Genomic DNA, 15636 nt, shown 5'->3' with positions numbered 1-15636 from the left:
TGATTCGTATTGTTACTTAAGGTTGACATAAACGAGACTTACTTGTATATTTTTTACATTGGATTACAAGTGTAGTCATTCAGTAGAAAGAAAGGCGGATAGGATTATGTCTACGGAAATTCCAAAAATCTCGGATGCCGAGTGGGAAGTAATGAAGGTGCTGTGGACTGGAGCCCCGCGCACGGCAGGAGAGATTGTTGAAGCTCTGGAGGGCAGCCGGGACTGGAACCCAAAAACGGTGCGGACGCTGATTAAGCGTCTGACGGAGAAAGGGGCTATCGGTTACAACCAGACAGGAAGGGTGTATTCGTATTACCCACTGGTGCGGGAAGAGGAATGCATCCAATCGGAGACACAATCTTTTCTGAAGCGGATCTACGGTGGAACGCTGCGCCCGATGTTAGTCAACTTTTTACAGAATGAGAAGCTGTCCCGAGAAGATATTGAAGAATTGAAGAGAATTTTGGATGAGCGAAAGGACTGAGTCGCTTGCTGGAAGCTGCATACAATCTGTTCGTTAAGATATTGTCACTATCCGCTATGGCGAGCGTGCTGGCTTTGCTGATCCTGGCAACCCGTTTCTTGATCAAGAATAGATTAAAACCGACCTGGACGTATCTTCTGTGGATACCGCTGATCGTGAGGTTAGCCGTCCCTTGGACACCGGAAAGTGCGTTCAGCATTTTTAATTTGTTTCCGCTGGAGACAGAATCAGCTCTGACTTTCAATATTCCTTCTGCGCAGCCGGATGTAGGTGATTTGCCTGTGTCCGGGATGAACATTCAAGAGGTGGACTCGACCAAGGTCGCTGAAATAACAGGAACAGGAACTTCAAAGCAAGCCGAGAGACCAGATAGTATGACACTGGTGACTCCGGAAATCTACGATCCTTATGAGACATTCAATACAGGCTGGACGCCGATGCATTTGCTGGTTCTGATCTGGCTTAGCGGAGCAGTGGTAATGATAAGTCTGTCGGTTCGTGAGCAGCTGCGATTCACGGCACGGGTTCGACGGGAACCGGAGATCCGTTCCGCAGATATCCTGTGGTTGTTCGAAACGTGTCAACGAGAGATGAAGGTAAGGCGCCCAGTGAAGCTGGTTGAGACGAAGCAGACTGCCGTGCCCACACTGCTTGGTGTGATGCGCCCCAAGCTGCTGCTGCCGACATCCATGTTGCACACGCTGGAGGCAAACGAACTGCGTCATATATTTCTGCATGAGCTGGCGCATGTGAAACGTCGTGATATTTCGCTGAATCTGCTGACAGGACTGCTGCTGGCCCTGCATTGGTTCAATCCGTTGCTTTGGTATGCCGTTAGCCAAATGAAAAGGGATCAAGAGGTCGCATGTGATGCGCTGGCTTTAAAGCATCTTGCATCGGAGCACCACAAAGACTACGCACGGACTCTTCTTAAACTATTGGAAACATTGACCGATCCAATCCGAGTGGCTGGTGCAGCCGGCATTTCAAGCAACAAGAAGGAAATGAAAAGAAGGATAACCATGATCACCAGGCATAAAAAAATCACAGCACAAAATACGGTGTTGGGGTTAACAGTAATTATGGTCTTAAGTGGCTGTACCTTGACTGGGGCAAAGCTGAGTTCTACGTCAGCCCCGGAGAAGAGTGTTGTTATCCCGTCAGCTTCTCAGACTAAAGATTCAACTGCAATCGATCCCAAAGGAACCCTATTAGTGGAGAAGAACGGAATTACTGTAACTGCAAAGCCCACGGCTGAGCATGCACTTTTGCATGAAGTCACGGTAGATGTGCGCGGTGAGGTTAACAGAACGTTTTTGTGGAATGCCGGTGAAGATGAAACGCGGCCACCTTCCATTGAAGAAGCCGATCTTAACGGGGATGGTACTAAAGAAATCTTTATTCGTATTACTACCGGCACTGGAACAGGGCTCTCAATGAGTGAGATTCATGTGCTCCAGCCTGTCACTCTGGAAGAGCTTGTGGTAGAGGAACCGGTCGAGACGCTAAATCGGAGGCTGAAATCCTCCATTTCACACCGGAATAACCACACTTACGTATCCGCTGAACTAGACGGAAAGCATTTGACTAAAGTGTATGATTACACTGAGGGGGATTGGGGCGAGAAGATTGGATTTGGCGCCGTAGTTTCGTATGAGCTTGATGGGGACCGTATTGTAGCTCGTTTGGCAGGTGCAGCATCCATCTCTGAGTTTCCGCTTGAAGTTATTGTCGTTTACGGCAAGGAATTGACCATTGAGAGTGTACAGATGTACTATGGCTCGTTTATTTCTCCTCCACTCAGTGAACAGGATATTAAGTCCTTGCTGGAAAAAAAGCTTCCAGCTAGCGGCTGGACTTTTGGTAAAAAAGGCGATCAATACACGATTAATTTTATGGATCCACCGAATGGTGTAGGGGAAGGCCTTAGCTATAAAATTAATCCTCTTACCGGAACGGTTCATGATACAACTTCTGGCAGTCCAGTGAGAAGCCTTGTGAATCGAGAAGCGATAGATCTGTGGAACATATCTAACGGTACGGAATACAAGAAGGAGCTGTATAAGTTACTTCAGCCAATCTTTGATACAGAAGGCTTCGAGCCAATAGATGAGGATTGGATTTCCGGCTTTATTGGAGATGGTTATTTGTTCAGTAATGTTAGGCAAGGCGGCAGGGAGTTCACGATAAAAGTGGATGTCTTCACTGGTCAATGGGAAGAAATTGCTGACCCGTATAAATAGTTTTGTCGATGTCGAAGAACCTCGTAACAATAAAGAAAGCCCGTGCCCAGCGCGGGCTTTCTTTATTGTTACTGACTTAAAGCAAATGCTTTCCACTCATACCAAATCCAGTCCCTACTGCTGTCGTATTTATTTTCAGCAATCCGCTTTTCCTCCTATTTACAATTCCACTACTCGGTGTTACTATATAGTGGTACTAAGCAATACAGAGTAGCATTGGAGGATTTAAATGGATAACCTAACAGAAATGCTGAAAGGAGTTTTGGAAGGCTGTGTACTTGAAATCATCAGCCGGAAAGAAACCTATGGGTATGAAATCGTAAAAACGCTAAATGCGCTCGGTTTCGAAGATGTTGTTGAAGGAACGGTCTACACCATCTTGATACGGTTAGAAAAAAATAAACTCGTCGATATCGAGAAAAAACCGTCCGAAATAGGACCACCAAGGAAATTTTATAGTTTAAATGAAGAGGGATTACGGGAACTATCCATGTTTTGGGAGAAATGGGGATATGTTTCGTCAAGACTTACCCAACTGAAGGAGGATAGCCGTGTATAAGAACATGCTCGATAAATTTAAAGATTTACGTGAACAAAAAAAGGCTTATAAAGAGTGCGTAAAACGTTCAAAAGCGCTTCCGAACGATTACCGAGAAGTTTACAATATCGCATCGCGCTACATGCTGAACTTCTCAACTAACGATTCTAGTGTCATCAACCTGTTTCCCGAAATGCTTGACATGTTTGAGATGGGAGCTGCTGAAGGTCGAGATGTTCTGGAGATCGTAGGGAATGACGTAATGGCGTTCTGTGACGGGCTGCTCGAGGACGTTTCCGCTCAGACTTGGACAGGGAAAATGCGAGCCAAAATGAACGAGTCCATTCACAAAAAACTTGGAAGATAGGGGGGATTAGGATGATATCGAACAATTGGGCGATTGAAGTAATAGGCCTCAAAAAATCCTATAAAAACGTGGAAGTGTTGCGGGGGGTGGACTTTACTGTTCAGAAGGGTTCAACTTTTGCTCTTCTAGGGTCCAACGGCGCGGGTAAAACTACTATGATCAAAATTCTTGCCACCCTGCTCCAGCCCGACAACGGAAGTGCAAAGATTAATGGAGAAGATGTAACTAAGCAACCAGAGCAAGTACGTAAGGAAATCAGCCTGACAGGACAAAGCGTCACCGCAGACTATATCCTGACCGGACGCGAGAATCTGCGAATGATGGCCAAACTCCGCCATTTGCCCGATCCTGACAAACAAGCCGAGGAGTTATTACGTCGTTTTGACTTGCTCGATGCCGCCGATCGCCGAATCTCCACGTATTCCGGAGGGATGTGTCGGCGCTTGGATTTGGCCATGAGCTTACTGGGTAACCCTTCGGTCATTTTTCTTGATGAGCCGACCACCGGACTTGACCCGCAAGCGCGTCTTGCTATGTGGGATATGATCAAGGATTTAGCGAGATCAGGTGTCACTGTTTTTTTAACTACGCAGTATTTAGAGGAAGCTGACCATCTAGCTGATCAAATTGCGATCTTACACGAAGGTCATATCGTGGCAAGCGGCAGTCCCGCGGAGCTAAAAAATAGATTGCCTAAGGGTCATATCGAGCTTCGATTCGACAATGAAACAACGCTAAATCAAGCACAAGATCTGTTAAAGGAGTTTAACGCGACTGCAAATTCAAACAATCTCACGCTCTCCGTCATTACAGACGGAAGTACGAGACAGATGATGCGTCTGCTAACGAAAGCAGCGGAAGCTGACATAGAAATTGCCGAGTTTGCGCAGAAACTGCCCTCGCTTGAGGATGTTTTTCTCGCGATCGTCACTAGCAAAAAGGAGGACTCCCGATGAAATTCATTCATTTTCTAGGCGATACCGCCGTCATGAGTGGGCGTGTCATTCGCCATTCCACACGTAGCATCGACACGATTATTACCGTCATCGCCATGCCGATCATGATCATGCTGCTCTTTGTTTACATCTTTGGCGGAGCGATGAACACCGGTGATGTAAGCTATATCAATTATATTGTGCCCGGAATATTGCTCTTTTGCATTGCTAGTGGCGTGGCTTATTCTTCTCTTCGTATCAATAACGATCTCACGAAAGGCATATTCGAGCGTTTCCACTCCATGCCGATCGCAAAAGCCTCTATTCTAGGCGGTCATGTGGTTGCTTCATTAGTTTTTAACGTCATTTCATTGCTTGCCATTTTCCTTGTTGCCTTCGGAATGGGATTTCGGCCGAAAGCGGATGTGCTCGGTTGGGTATTAGCCATTGGTATTTTGTTGCTTAGCGTACTTGCGTTTACTTGGATTGCCGTCACCTTCGGCTTACTTGCTAAATCATTCGAAGGAGCAGGAGTATTTTCTTACATTTTGATGTTACTTTTATTCGTTAGTTCTGCCTTTGCGCCGACCGACAGCATGCCTTCGGCTATACGCGTATTCGCAGAATATCAGCCCATGACACCGCTTATCGAGAGTATTCGTTCTCTTTTACTCGGAGGAACGGCAGATAAAACTACGCTTGTAGCGGTATTATGGAGTTTAGCGATACTTGCGTTTTTCTGGGCTTCCGCTATGCGAGTGTATAAACGGAGAATGAAATAGACGTAAAAAAGAGCCGGTGGCTTCTCGAAAGAGGGGGATACCGGCTCTTTATATGCACAGGCTAATTTTAAGATGCTTACTGAATGGTGGGGTGAATATTTCTGTGCTATTCTAGAAATGTGATTTATATAAAATTTTTGTACATAGAATTAGAAGTACCGGATTTGGTAATTAATTTTAATAGGCGAATGGGGAATGAATGATATTTTTTTAAAATGGGGGAGTAAGTTATAGTGATACCAACCGAAGCACAAAACAAAAAACATTGGAAACGGGATATAATTATCTTTTTAAGTAGTCAAACATTTTCGTTATTCGGTTCTGCTTTAGTTCAATATGCTATTATGTGGTACGTTACGCTTACAACAAAATCAGGTATGATGATGACATTATTTATTATTTGTGGATTCATTCCTACCTTTTTATTATCACCGTTTGCAGGTGTATGGGCGGACCGTTTCAACCGGAAATATCTTATTATGATAGCAGATGCCCTGATTGCCTTTGTTACACTGATTTTAGCCATTACATTTTTGCTTGGTTATGATGAGATATGGTTGTTGTTCGCCATTGCTGCAGTTCGTGCGCTCGGAGCTGGGGTTCAATCACCTGCGGTTGGGGCAATATTACCTCAAATTGTACCAGAGGATAAGCTGACGAAAGTAAATGGGATTAACGGAAGTCTTCAAGCACTAATGATGTTTGTTGCACCTATCGTTAGCGCGTCATTGCTTTCATTGGCAACAATTGAGGTCATTTTCTTTATCGATGTTATCACAGCGGTGATAGCGATCTTTACATTATCTTTCTTTTTGAAAATACCGTTGCATAAAAAAGCGACTGATAAACAAACGACAAGCTATTTGGACGATTTTAAACAGGGTTTAAGCTATATTAAAAACCACAGCTTTCTCAAAACTTTTTTCATTTTTTTCGCCTTTTTCTTCGTATTGATGGCACCGGCTGCATTTTTAACACCGCTACAAGTGACACGCAGCTTCGGAGATGATTATTGGCGATTAACAGCCATTGAAATTGCTTTTTCTATCGGTATGATGGCTGGCGGAGCAATTATTGCTTCATGGGGCGGCTTTCGAAACAAAGTATATACGATGACTTTTGCTAGCTTAATTATGGGTGTATGTACGTTCGCTTTGGGTATTGTACCTGTTTTTTGGATCTACTTGGTTATGATGGCTATTTTCGGCGTAGCTATGCCCGTCTTTAATACACCGACAACCGTAATGCTACAAGAGAAGGTAGATCCGGATTACTTGGGACGCATATTCGGAGTCTTTGGTATGATATCGACTTCCATGATGCCAATCGGAATGCTGATATTCGGTCCGCTCGCAGATGTAATTGAGATTGAATGGCTCCTTGTTGGAACAGGGGTGTTAACTGTAATACTGTCCATTATCTTCATTCGAAACAAACGTTTAGTTGAAGCTGGGATGCCTTTAATACAGGAAGCATCACAAGAGTAGAATTTTGCGAGAAGCGAGAACTTGAAACCTTGTGTAGATAAAAAAAGAAGCTCTCCTAAAGTTCGATTGAACTTTATGGAAAGCTTTTCTTAATTAGAAAAAAGGAGACCGACAATGACTTATTCACAGATGTGGAACAACGCAGGAAATGAAGCTGAAATTCTCTATTTGGAACAGCAGATTGTGGCCATCAAAAAAGAAATAAAACGAGCAAAAACCGCAGAACAACAGGAGATATTGGAACAAGCGAATCGCAAGCTGGCTGAATTGGAAGCAAAGCTGGATGAGCTAGAGGAGTAGGGGCTAACCGCCCCATCGTTGCATCAATATTTTGACAGCTTGAATATCGGCCTCGCAACCGTGCGAAGCCAATAAGCAAATACGGTCGTTCCGGTCCATGAGGTTCGCTTACTCTGTAGGTATTGATCGTTGATAATATAAGTCCGGGTGGAAGCAGGGCTTTTCAGACCGAACTTTTCCCACTCTGCCGGATCATTTGAACCTCCGAGCTTTTCAAGCATATTTTCTGACGCGATATTTATTTTAGAAGGAATTTGCTCGTAGGCTTCAGTGATTTGCGCATGAAATTCGTCGATTGGATTGCGGCTGGCAAGGCTCTCTAAGTGAATGCCTTCACGAAGGTAAGAAACGTATGCAAGATGGTCAGCCCAGAATTCGTCGATATAAAAAAGCCGTACCCGCTGCTCCGCCGGGCTCAGCGGCTGCTCGCCTTTCAAAATTTTCAGCCGCTCCGCGTATAGAATTCGCCTCTGATCCTCCACCATATCCGAATAACAGTTCAGTTCCTTGTGGATATCAAAGTTTTGGCCCATAACAATCCGCTGAATACTTGTAATCTTGCTGCTGAGCCCCGTCTCTTCAAGAGCCTCATCCTGCCTGGGAGCGCGAGCTGCTTTATGGATGCCGAAGCGAAGCAGTAACTCGTCCTCCAAGCTTACATAAAAAACGGAAGCTCCCGGATCGCCTTGGCGACCGGAACGCCCGCGCAACTGGTCGTCGATCCGCACGCTTTCGTTCACATGGGTGGCAATTACGTACAACCCGCCTAGCTTTGCGATTACCTCCGCTTGCGTGGGGTCGACGCCGCCGAGCCGGATGTCGACCCCGCGTCCCGCCATATTTGTAGACACCGTCACTGCACCGGTTTCTCCCGCTTTGGCGATGATGTTTGCCTCTTCCGCATCGTTTTTCGCATTTAGAACATGGCAAGGTACGCCAGCAACCGCTAGTGCCTCTGCCAGTATGGCAGACTCTTCGACGCTTGACGTACCAATGAGAATTGGACGTCCCGTCCTATGGACGGATGAGATTTCTTGTACGAGTGCCATAAGTTTGGCTTCTTTATGGGTATAAATCCGGTGCAGATGGTCGATCCGGATGTTTGGCCGGTTCGGCGGAATTTGCAGCACCTGCAGCGCATAAATATCTTCGAAGTCCATTGCGGATGCATGAGCGGTAGCCGTCATTCCGCAAATCTGCGGATACAGGCTGATGAAGTGTTGAATGGTGATCGTCCCGAGAATTTTCCCGCCGGCTATGGAGTACAGCCCTTCTTTTGCCGTAAGCGCGGCTTGAAGCCCGTCCGGCAAATACCGGTTCTCCGCCACTCGACCGGTATATTCTTCGATCAGCTCGATTTTTCCGTCCCGGACGATGTAATCGACGTCTTTCTTTAATAACGATTCTGCATGCAACGCGCAATTTAATGATGTCAGCAAGTGACTGTTATGGCTATCGTACAAATTGCCGCATCCCAGCAGCGATTCCGCTTGCGCAGCGCCTGTTTCATTTAAGTAAACGTTCCGCTGGAACTCGTCGAAGTCGTAATGCTCATCTCGCTTGAGCTGCCGAGCTACTTCTGCGAAACGAAAGCCGTCGCTCCTGGAAGAGGGAGAATCACCGCTGATGACTAGCGGCACCCGAGCTTCGTCGAGAAGCAGCGAATCCGCTTCGTCGACGATGACGTAGTGGAAAGGACGATGCACGGTATCGGCTTCGTTTAGTGCAATTGTGTCGCGCAAGTAATCGAATCCCGCTTCTTTGGCCGTAACATAGGTTATATCCTTGGCGTATGCTTCCTGTTTCTCGGACAGGCTCATGCCCGCTTGAACCGAGTTTACCGTTAATCCGAGAAAACGATAGATCGGGCCCATCCATTCCGCATCCCGTTTGGCTAAATAATCGTTAAAAGTCAGCACATGAATGCCTTTGCCAGTCAGTGCATTTAGATATGCAGGCATAACAGCAGAAAGTGTTTTTCCTTCACCGGTATGCTGCTCGATCAAGAATCTCTCGTGCAGAGCGATGGCAGCCATGATCTGGACATCGTAAGGATTTAATCCAAGCTTTCTCTTCGCTGCCTCGCATACTAACGCATAAGCAGCGATAAGCAGCTCATCCAAAGGTGTACCTGATTCTGCTTCTTTTTGTAGCCGGAGGGATTCCGCTAGAAGCTGCCCATCGTCCCATGCTTCCAAATTCCGTTTTCTGATGAGCTGCACTTTGTCCTGATAAACTTTCAGCTTATTCTGGGTATCGCGGTCTTTAAATTTTTGCATCAATTTGACAGCTATATTCATAGAAATCTGATCTCCCCTCGGTAGAAATACGCTTAGTTTTGAACAATATTTGCGCTGATCAGTCGGTTAACAAGTTCCTGGATTCAATCTACCAAAATATTCTATTAAATGCAATTTGGACAAAGGATAGAGACTATTAAAGCGTAGATGCTTCTAGGTACACTACAACTATCATCTTCGACTTCTTGTTTGCAGATTGTTTGCAAAAGAACCCAAAAAGGACTGAACAGGGATCTTACTCATCACCTAGTTCAGTCCACAAACCACTTATCCAAATGCCTCGCAATTCTTACTCTTATTCAGTAGCTTCCTTAACTTTTTCAAGAACTGGTTATACCGATTTGAAAAACAATTTCCCCTTTGTTCATCCTTAGTATCCCTATTTAGCAGCTTCTGCATCTTCATAGATGAGGCACCGAAGAGTCTGATCTGGGTAGCGTAACTCTGCAGTATAACTGCTGCCGTCTTCGAGCAACATTTTGACCGCTACCATACCGCGCTTATTATTTACGTCAGTGTCTGTAAGGGAAGCCGTGGCGATTCTCCGGGTTTCTCCTTGTCTGTCTGTAACTATTTTTGTAGCCTCGTTAATCCAGGTTGCATCCTTTTGGATAGCGATGGCAGCTTCAGCATTGATTGGGGTTCTTGTGAGTGAAAAATTAGCTGCGGTCGTATCTACTACCGTGCGGGTGGAGGGATCAATAATTACGGTATATTGCCAAAATTCCTTACCTTGTCCTCTTAAGGTGTTGGTTTTATAAGGGGTGAATATTACCATCCAGGTCTTTTTCTTTGATAGCATGGATTCTCCTTGGCTTGCTTTTACTTCAAGCTTGGAGACGTCAGCTCCGAATATTTTTCGCACACTTGAAGCGGCCATGGCAACGGCGTCGGTCTGGCTCAAATTCCCTGTTTCTGGAGGGGTTACAATATTCCGCTTGGACAAGGCATAGGCCTCCCGGTAGAACCAGTCAATATATTGTAACAGTTCCTCGTCAGTCAATGTCCGATTCGGATACTTGAGCGTGTTTTTCTCCAAGTCAAAATAAAACTCCGCTTGTCCCGATTTTAACGGGAACAGCTGCTTGGGACGAAGGCCGTCATACACATACTGGTCTTCCAATATCAGCCTCCGGTTTATTTCATCCTCGGTCATCTCCCTTCCGATGGTGATAATTTCGTTATTGGGCTTGTCCGCAAAATCATAAATTTGCTGCATTTCTTCTTGGGTCATCAGCTGCTCTAGATCTCTGTTCACAGTAGATACCGGAGCTTCTGCTTCTACTTTTAGTACGGGTGCCTTGCTGCTGTTCAAGGTTAGATTGCCCGAGTCTTGTACTGCAGAAATGCTCTTGGCGGCGGTGGTGTTCACAAATCCTGGGACAATCATTGCGCTCACCGCCAGCACGCTTCCAGAGAACAAGAGTACAGCGAGTGTAGCGGAAATCTTGTTGTTCTTCATTTAACTTAACCTCCATTGGGATCGGATGATGATGAATCTTCCTAACCTTAATCCAAAGATGTTATAGAGTAGGAGGGCAGTTGTTATAGAGTTGTAAAAAGAGTCTGATGCTAGTTCCCTCGCCGAGGACAGAGTTTAAGGACAGTCTGGCCTTATGCGCTTCAGCAATTTGCCGACATAAGGATAATCCTAGGCCAGCGCCGCCATATTCACGTGAACGAGCCTGGTCTCCCCGATAGAAAGGTTCAAACACACGTTTAGCCATCTCTGCGGTGATTCCGGTTCCCGTATCACGGATTTCTAGCACGGCTTCTCCATCCAGCTCATAGGCCAGCATGTGGATTTCGCTGCCTTGCTTGGAGGCATGAATCGCATTCTCAACCAGATTTACCAATAATGAAGCTAGTAAATCGGGATCTCCCCAGACATTTGAAATCGTATGTTGGACATGAAATCTTATGCCAGCATCCGTCAATTTTGGGCGCTCCGTCTGTTGGATAGCTTGAAATAGTTCCGAAATATCCACCTGCTGAAGTGCCAACGGCTGATGCCGGAGGACAGACAAATCCAGCAGCTTGAAGGCCAGATTCTTGAGACGAAGGGTTTCACTAAGAATATAGCCGCCTGCAGTTTGCTGTTCTTCCTGTCCAATATTGGCCGTGGTCAGAAACTCGGCGAACCCCTGCATGCTGGTCAAAGGCGTGCGCAACTCGTGGGCCAAATTATCCACCATCCTTTGTTTCTCTTCAGCCATGTCCGAGAGTTCGGTAACCCTCTGTTCCACGGCCTCCGCCATCCGGTTGAAGTTCAAGGCCAGTTCGCCAAATTCATCTTTGCTGCGCAGCTGCACCCGTTTCGTATAGTCGCCTTCGGCGATCGTTTTGCTGGTCTCTGACAGGAGCTTTAGCGGCTTGCTTAGATGCCGGATTAGAAGATAAAGAAGTAACAGCAGAACGGGTCCCACGATCCAGTTAATCATTACAAAAAAGCGGTTCAGTTCCTGTTGCTTGTTGAAGAGCTCACTGATATCACGCTGATAGACAAGCAGCAAATGCTGGTAAGGAGCAGGAAGCTGAGTGGAGAGCTGAATAGAGCGTTCGTCTGAGGATACAGGCTGATCGCCTTTTCCTAAATTAGATTTCCCGAATTGTCCTTTTTGGGGAGGGTAAATCATTCGGTCGTTCTCCCATAGCTGTAAATAGATTCCCTGCTTACGGTAGTAATCTCCATAGGACTCAGAGACGCTGGCCAGTAGAATAGGGGTCAATGCCGTTCCCCGTGCTTGAATAGAATTAAGGTTCTCATAAATATTGTTGGCGATTAACAATTGCTCACTGGATGCTCTCTGCATTTCACTGTCCATGTTTAGCTGCCAGCTTTTTTTCATCACCATAATGACACTTACATCCAGAGCAGCAATAAAGAGAGCAAGTACCGACAGCAGAATCTTATGCCAGAATCTCATGATTAGCTCTGAACTTCCAGGCGGTAGCCTAGCTTGAAAATGGTTTTGATCCGTTCTTCCCAGCCCAGCTTTTTACGTAGCTGCCGGATGTGAACATCCACGGTGCGGGTGTCGCCCTCAAAATCATAGCCCCACGCCAATTCCAGCAGCTTTTCCCTCGACAATGCAATATTCCGGTTACGAATTAACACCTCAAGCAGCTCGAATTCTCTAACGGTCAAATCAACCGGTGTCTGATCTACTAAAACTTGCCGTTCCATGTAACGCACCTCAACATTATCGCAAATGAAGCTGGAAGTGCCTTTTTCACCCCTGCGCAGGACTACATTGATTCTTGCCAGTAATTCAAGAATTTCAAAGGGTTTAATGATATAATCATCCGCGCCCAGCTCGAAGCCTTTAATGCGGTCAGCCAAAGAATTCTTGGCGGTGATCAAAATCACTGGAACCTGCAAATGTGCAATCCGCTGCATCACCTCAAAACCATCCAATTCCGGAAGCATAACATCCAGCAGAATCAAATCAGTCTTTTCACGCTCCAGAATTTCGAAAACCTCCGGTCCACGGTAAGCCTTGCTATATGTATGTCCAACCAGCTTGAGATTCATTGTAATTAAATCATTAATCGCTCGTTCATCTTCTACTACCAATATATTTGCCATTTCGTATTTCTCCTCCTGGTACCTTGCTCACTAAGTGCCACTTTCGTTATACACTATATACAACTAGAGGAAGGATTGTCCAGAAGGTTGATAGTTTCATCAGGCGATAATACCTAATAGGATAGAAAATTATGTGCTGAACTGTTACCTTATCAGTACAAACTTTTGTATTGGTCTTCCATCTATCATGAAAATATTTACAAATATAAATTGTTGATATCGAATACATCTGAGAAACTCCAGAGTGAGGTATACGGGCCACCTCCAGCACCGCCAGCACATACTGGCAGTCGTGACGCACAGGAGTTAGCTCTGTACTCTAATTTATACTTGGCACAGAAAAGGTTAACGTCATATAGCGATATCCTCCGGTTGCTGGATTATACGAACGTCTGGATTTTAGAGCGTTTGCTTCGGAGGCCGGCAGCGAATTGATTGTACGTAAAAAGCTGCCCAAACTTCCTGGGCAGCCTCTCATATTCTTACGCGTACGTCTTCTGAGATCAAGCCGTTTGCGCCTCATGTTTGCGAGCTGTTACAGTGTCTTCTTTTTCCGTGGACCCGTTGTCCTGACGCTTAACTGCTTCCTCGTCTCGTACCCCATTCAGTTCATGTTCGTTCTGATGAAATTCCTTGAGTATATTCTGGTAAATATGAGCCTCTTGAAGGTTCAGTCCGTCGCGATTTTCTTTCAAAACCCAGTTCTCGACCGTTTTCTTCAAGATTTCGCTCTTCCGTTCCAGCAGTTCCGTATAACTCAATTTACTTCATCCTTTCCGGTTCGTGGTTTCAAACGCCGGATGGACTTTCTTTACTTGTCATTGTGCGTTTAACATCACATCCGACGTAACGTTTACCATTATACAGAAAATCCTGGTCGAACCCAACGCGGACCAACCGTCCTCAGATAGGGTGAGCACTACTCAGAATGGAACGGGAGTCCTCAGCGGACCGTTTCGCAGAAGTGCGGCCGGATACTCCGGTATGCTGACAGTTGCTTCTCTTTCATATAATCGTTTAACCAGATATCAAGCACGCGCTTTTAACTTTAATCTTCATCAAGAGCAACCGTAATCCCCATACGAAACCCAATCACTCTAACTTGCTGCATACCTTTATATATTCGTATATCCGGCCTTCTTCAGCGATATTACCCCGGGCGGGCAGTTGATTAAAATGGAAAGTAAACCCAAAATTGAAAAGATAAAATATTCCATATGAAAATGTATTATTAGTGAAAATATTAAAAGAAAAGAGGATATAAATATAAAAATAAATGGAATAGAGGGTGATAGAATTTTTGGGGGATTTTACTGGGCTTATTTATTTTGAATGATCCTGCCGATTTCCTATTGTGCATTCTAATGATAATGTGGCACACTATGTATAGATAAAACCAAACGAGGCAAAGAATGCCCCGTCTCCTTTCCTTTTGGAATAGAGGCGGGGTTTTGTATGATTAAAAACATATTTCGTTGCAGAGCGAGGGGATAGGTAATGGGTTTCGAGAGGGAGCATAATGAATGGTTATGTAATCATCTTAAACAAAGGAAGGGAGAGCGGCTCGATGCACTTAAACGCGGTCATGGTTACGGAAACCGCTTGTTTGTCGAGCGAGTGTGGTGGCCTCTAGCCGGACATTTTCACGGATTACACCCAGAATATGAAGTTAAGGACTGGCGCGGCAGATCCTATTTTGTGGATATTTTGTGGGAGATCGGAGCCTCGCGTATTGCATTTGAGATCATGGACTATGGCTCACATGGAACGGAGCGTAGCAAATACCGGATGGACTTGAACCGCGGGCTTTTTCTACAGTCTCAAGACTGCACGGTGCTCTATATCTCGCTGGATGAGCTAAAAGAAAATCCATCCTTCATTCTCTCCGCGCTGCGGAACATTCTCTTTTCTTATTTGTTAGCAGAAAAGTCTGCGAAGACAACCGTTGAGAGAGCCTATTCCAGAATCGAGCGCGATCTGATGCGGGCAGCCATCCGGCACCATCGAGTCCTTCGCCCGGCTGATGCCGCGAGAGAACTGGAATTGCACACGATGACGATCATTAAATACTGCCGTCAGCTGGTGGATAAAGGAAAATTTCGCCCGGTGGCAAGAGGTTCATCTCAGCGGATCATTTACTATGAATATATTGGTACGCTACAAAGTCCAGATTTGGTTTGAAGATGAAGTCCGTCGTGAGAATGTGAATGAAAAATCGAATACAATGTGCCTCCGGCAAGTTGAACGAGTCAAATGTATGCGAAAAACCGAATACAATGTGCCGCCTGCAAGTAGAACGAGCCAAATGTATGCGAAAAACCGAACACAATGTGCCGACGGTAGGTAAACGAGCCAAATGTATGCGGAAAATCGAATACAATTTGCCACCGGCAAGCTGAACGAGCCAAATGTATGCGAAAAACCGAACACAATGTGCCGACGGTAGGTAAACGAGCCAAATGTATGCGGAAAATCGAATACAATGTGCCGTCGGCAAGTTGAAGGAGGCATGTGTATGCGAAAAACCGAATACAATGTGCCGCCGGCAAGTTGAACGAGCCAAATGTATGCGAAAAACCGAACACAATGTGCCGACGGTAGGTAAACGAGC

14 protein-coding genes are annotated in these 15636 nt (G+C 45.6%); 9 read left to right on the top strand and 5 right to left on the bottom strand.

The features are described from left to right. Positions 1-106 precede the first annotated feature (106 nt). From MKX35_RS21480 to MKX35_RS21445, 8 genes are all read left to right on the top strand, one after another. On the top strand, positions 107-484 hold the full coding sequence (locus MKX35_RS21480) for a BlaI/MecI/CopY family transcriptional regulator (protein WP_076299377.1): 378 nt from the start codon (positions 107-109) through the stop codon (positions 482-484). A gap of 5 nt (positions 485-489) precedes the next feature. After that, the gene (locus tag MKX35_RS21475) at positions 490-2727 is read left to right on the top strand and encodes a M56 family metallopeptidase (RefSeq protein WP_076299376.1); all 2238 of its coding nucleotides are present in this window, start codon (positions 490-492) and stop codon (positions 2725-2727) included. A gap of 229 nt (positions 2728-2956) precedes the next feature. Next, on the top strand, positions 2957-3286 hold the full coding sequence (locus tag MKX35_RS21470) for a PadR family transcriptional regulator (protein ID WP_076299375.1): 330 nt from the start codon (positions 2957-2959) through the stop codon (positions 3284-3286). Then, entirely contained in the window at positions 3279-3632 is a 354-nt protein-coding gene (locus MKX35_RS21465) for a DUF1048 domain-containing protein (RefSeq protein ID WP_081382854.1), read from the top strand. Before MKX35_RS21470 ends, MKX35_RS21465 begins: the two co-directional genes overlap by 8 nt. An 11-nt stretch (positions 3633-3643) precedes the next feature. Beyond that, a complete protein-coding gene (locus MKX35_RS21460; RefSeq protein WP_076299374.1) occupies positions 3644-4588 on the top strand; it encodes an ATP-binding cassette domain-containing protein in 945 nt (314 codons plus the stop codon). Continuing rightward, the gene (locus MKX35_RS21455) at positions 4585-5349 is read left to right on the top strand and encodes an ABC transporter permease (RefSeq protein WP_042187644.1); all 765 of its coding nucleotides are present in this window, start codon (positions 4585-4587) and stop codon (positions 5347-5349) included. The genes MKX35_RS21460 and MKX35_RS21455 overlap by 4 nt, the downstream gene beginning before the upstream one ends. 236 nt (positions 5350-5585) lie before the next feature. Continuing rightward, positions 5586-6836: an MFS transporter gene (locus MKX35_RS21450; protein ID WP_076299495.1), complete on the top strand. Its 1251-nt coding sequence runs from the start codon at positions 5586-5588 to the stop codon at positions 6834-6836. A gap of 114 nt (positions 6837-6950) precedes the next feature. Beyond that, positions 6951-7136, top strand: a complete 186-nt coding sequence (locus MKX35_RS21445; protein WP_076299373.1) for a hypothetical protein — start codon at positions 6951-6953, stop codon at positions 7134-7136. A 23-nt stretch (positions 7137-7159) separates the two neighbouring features. Here MKX35_RS21445 and MKX35_RS21440 read toward each other — a convergent pair whose 3' ends face one another. The 5 genes from MKX35_RS21440 to MKX35_RS21420 form a co-directional block, all read right to left on the bottom strand. Then, complete coding sequence (locus tag MKX35_RS21440; protein ID WP_076299372.1) at positions 7160-9436, bottom strand: preprotein translocase subunit SecA; 2277 nt, start codon at positions 9434-9436, stop codon at positions 7160-7162. A gap of 379 nt (positions 9437-9815) precedes the next feature. Further along, the gene (locus tag MKX35_RS21435; protein ID WP_076299371.1) at positions 9816-10898 is read right to left on the bottom strand and encodes a hypothetical protein; all 1083 of its coding nucleotides are present in this window, start codon (positions 10896-10898) and stop codon (positions 9816-9818) included. Between the two features lie 61 nt (positions 10899-10959). Continuing rightward, positions 10960-12363 (bottom strand): sensor histidine kinase, encoded by a 1404-nt coding sequence (locus tag MKX35_RS21430; protein ID WP_076299370.1) that lies wholly within the window; start codon positions 12361-12363, stop codon positions 10960-10962. 2 nt (positions 12364-12365) lie between these two features. Continuing rightward, positions 12366-13025 (bottom strand): response regulator transcription factor, encoded by a 660-nt coding sequence (locus MKX35_RS21425; protein ID WP_076299369.1) that lies wholly within the window; start codon positions 13023-13025, stop codon positions 12366-12368. Positions 13026-13528: 503 nt separating this feature from the next. Further along, positions 13529-13786, bottom strand: coding sequence for a hypothetical protein (locus MKX35_RS21420; protein ID WP_042187657.1), 258 nt, complete (start codon positions 13784-13786; stop codon positions 13529-13531). Positions 13787-14522: 736 nt separating this feature from the next. On the opposite strand from MKX35_RS21420, the gene MKX35_RS21415 reads away from it, so the two are divergent. Further along, complete coding sequence (locus MKX35_RS21415) at positions 14523-15206, top strand: hypothetical protein (protein ID WP_076282792.1); 684 nt, start codon at positions 14523-14525, stop codon at positions 15204-15206. Positions 15207-15636 lie beyond the last annotated feature (430 nt).

The organism is Paenibacillus sp. FSL R5-0923 (genome assembly GCF_038009145.1).
In the GTDB taxonomy this organism is placed as follows: Bacteria; Bacillota; Bacilli; order Paenibacillales; family Paenibacillaceae; genus Paenibacillus_AQ.
The sequence above is the reverse complement of the archived record's forward strand: the minus strand, read 5'-3'. Positions and strand labels throughout refer to the sequence as shown.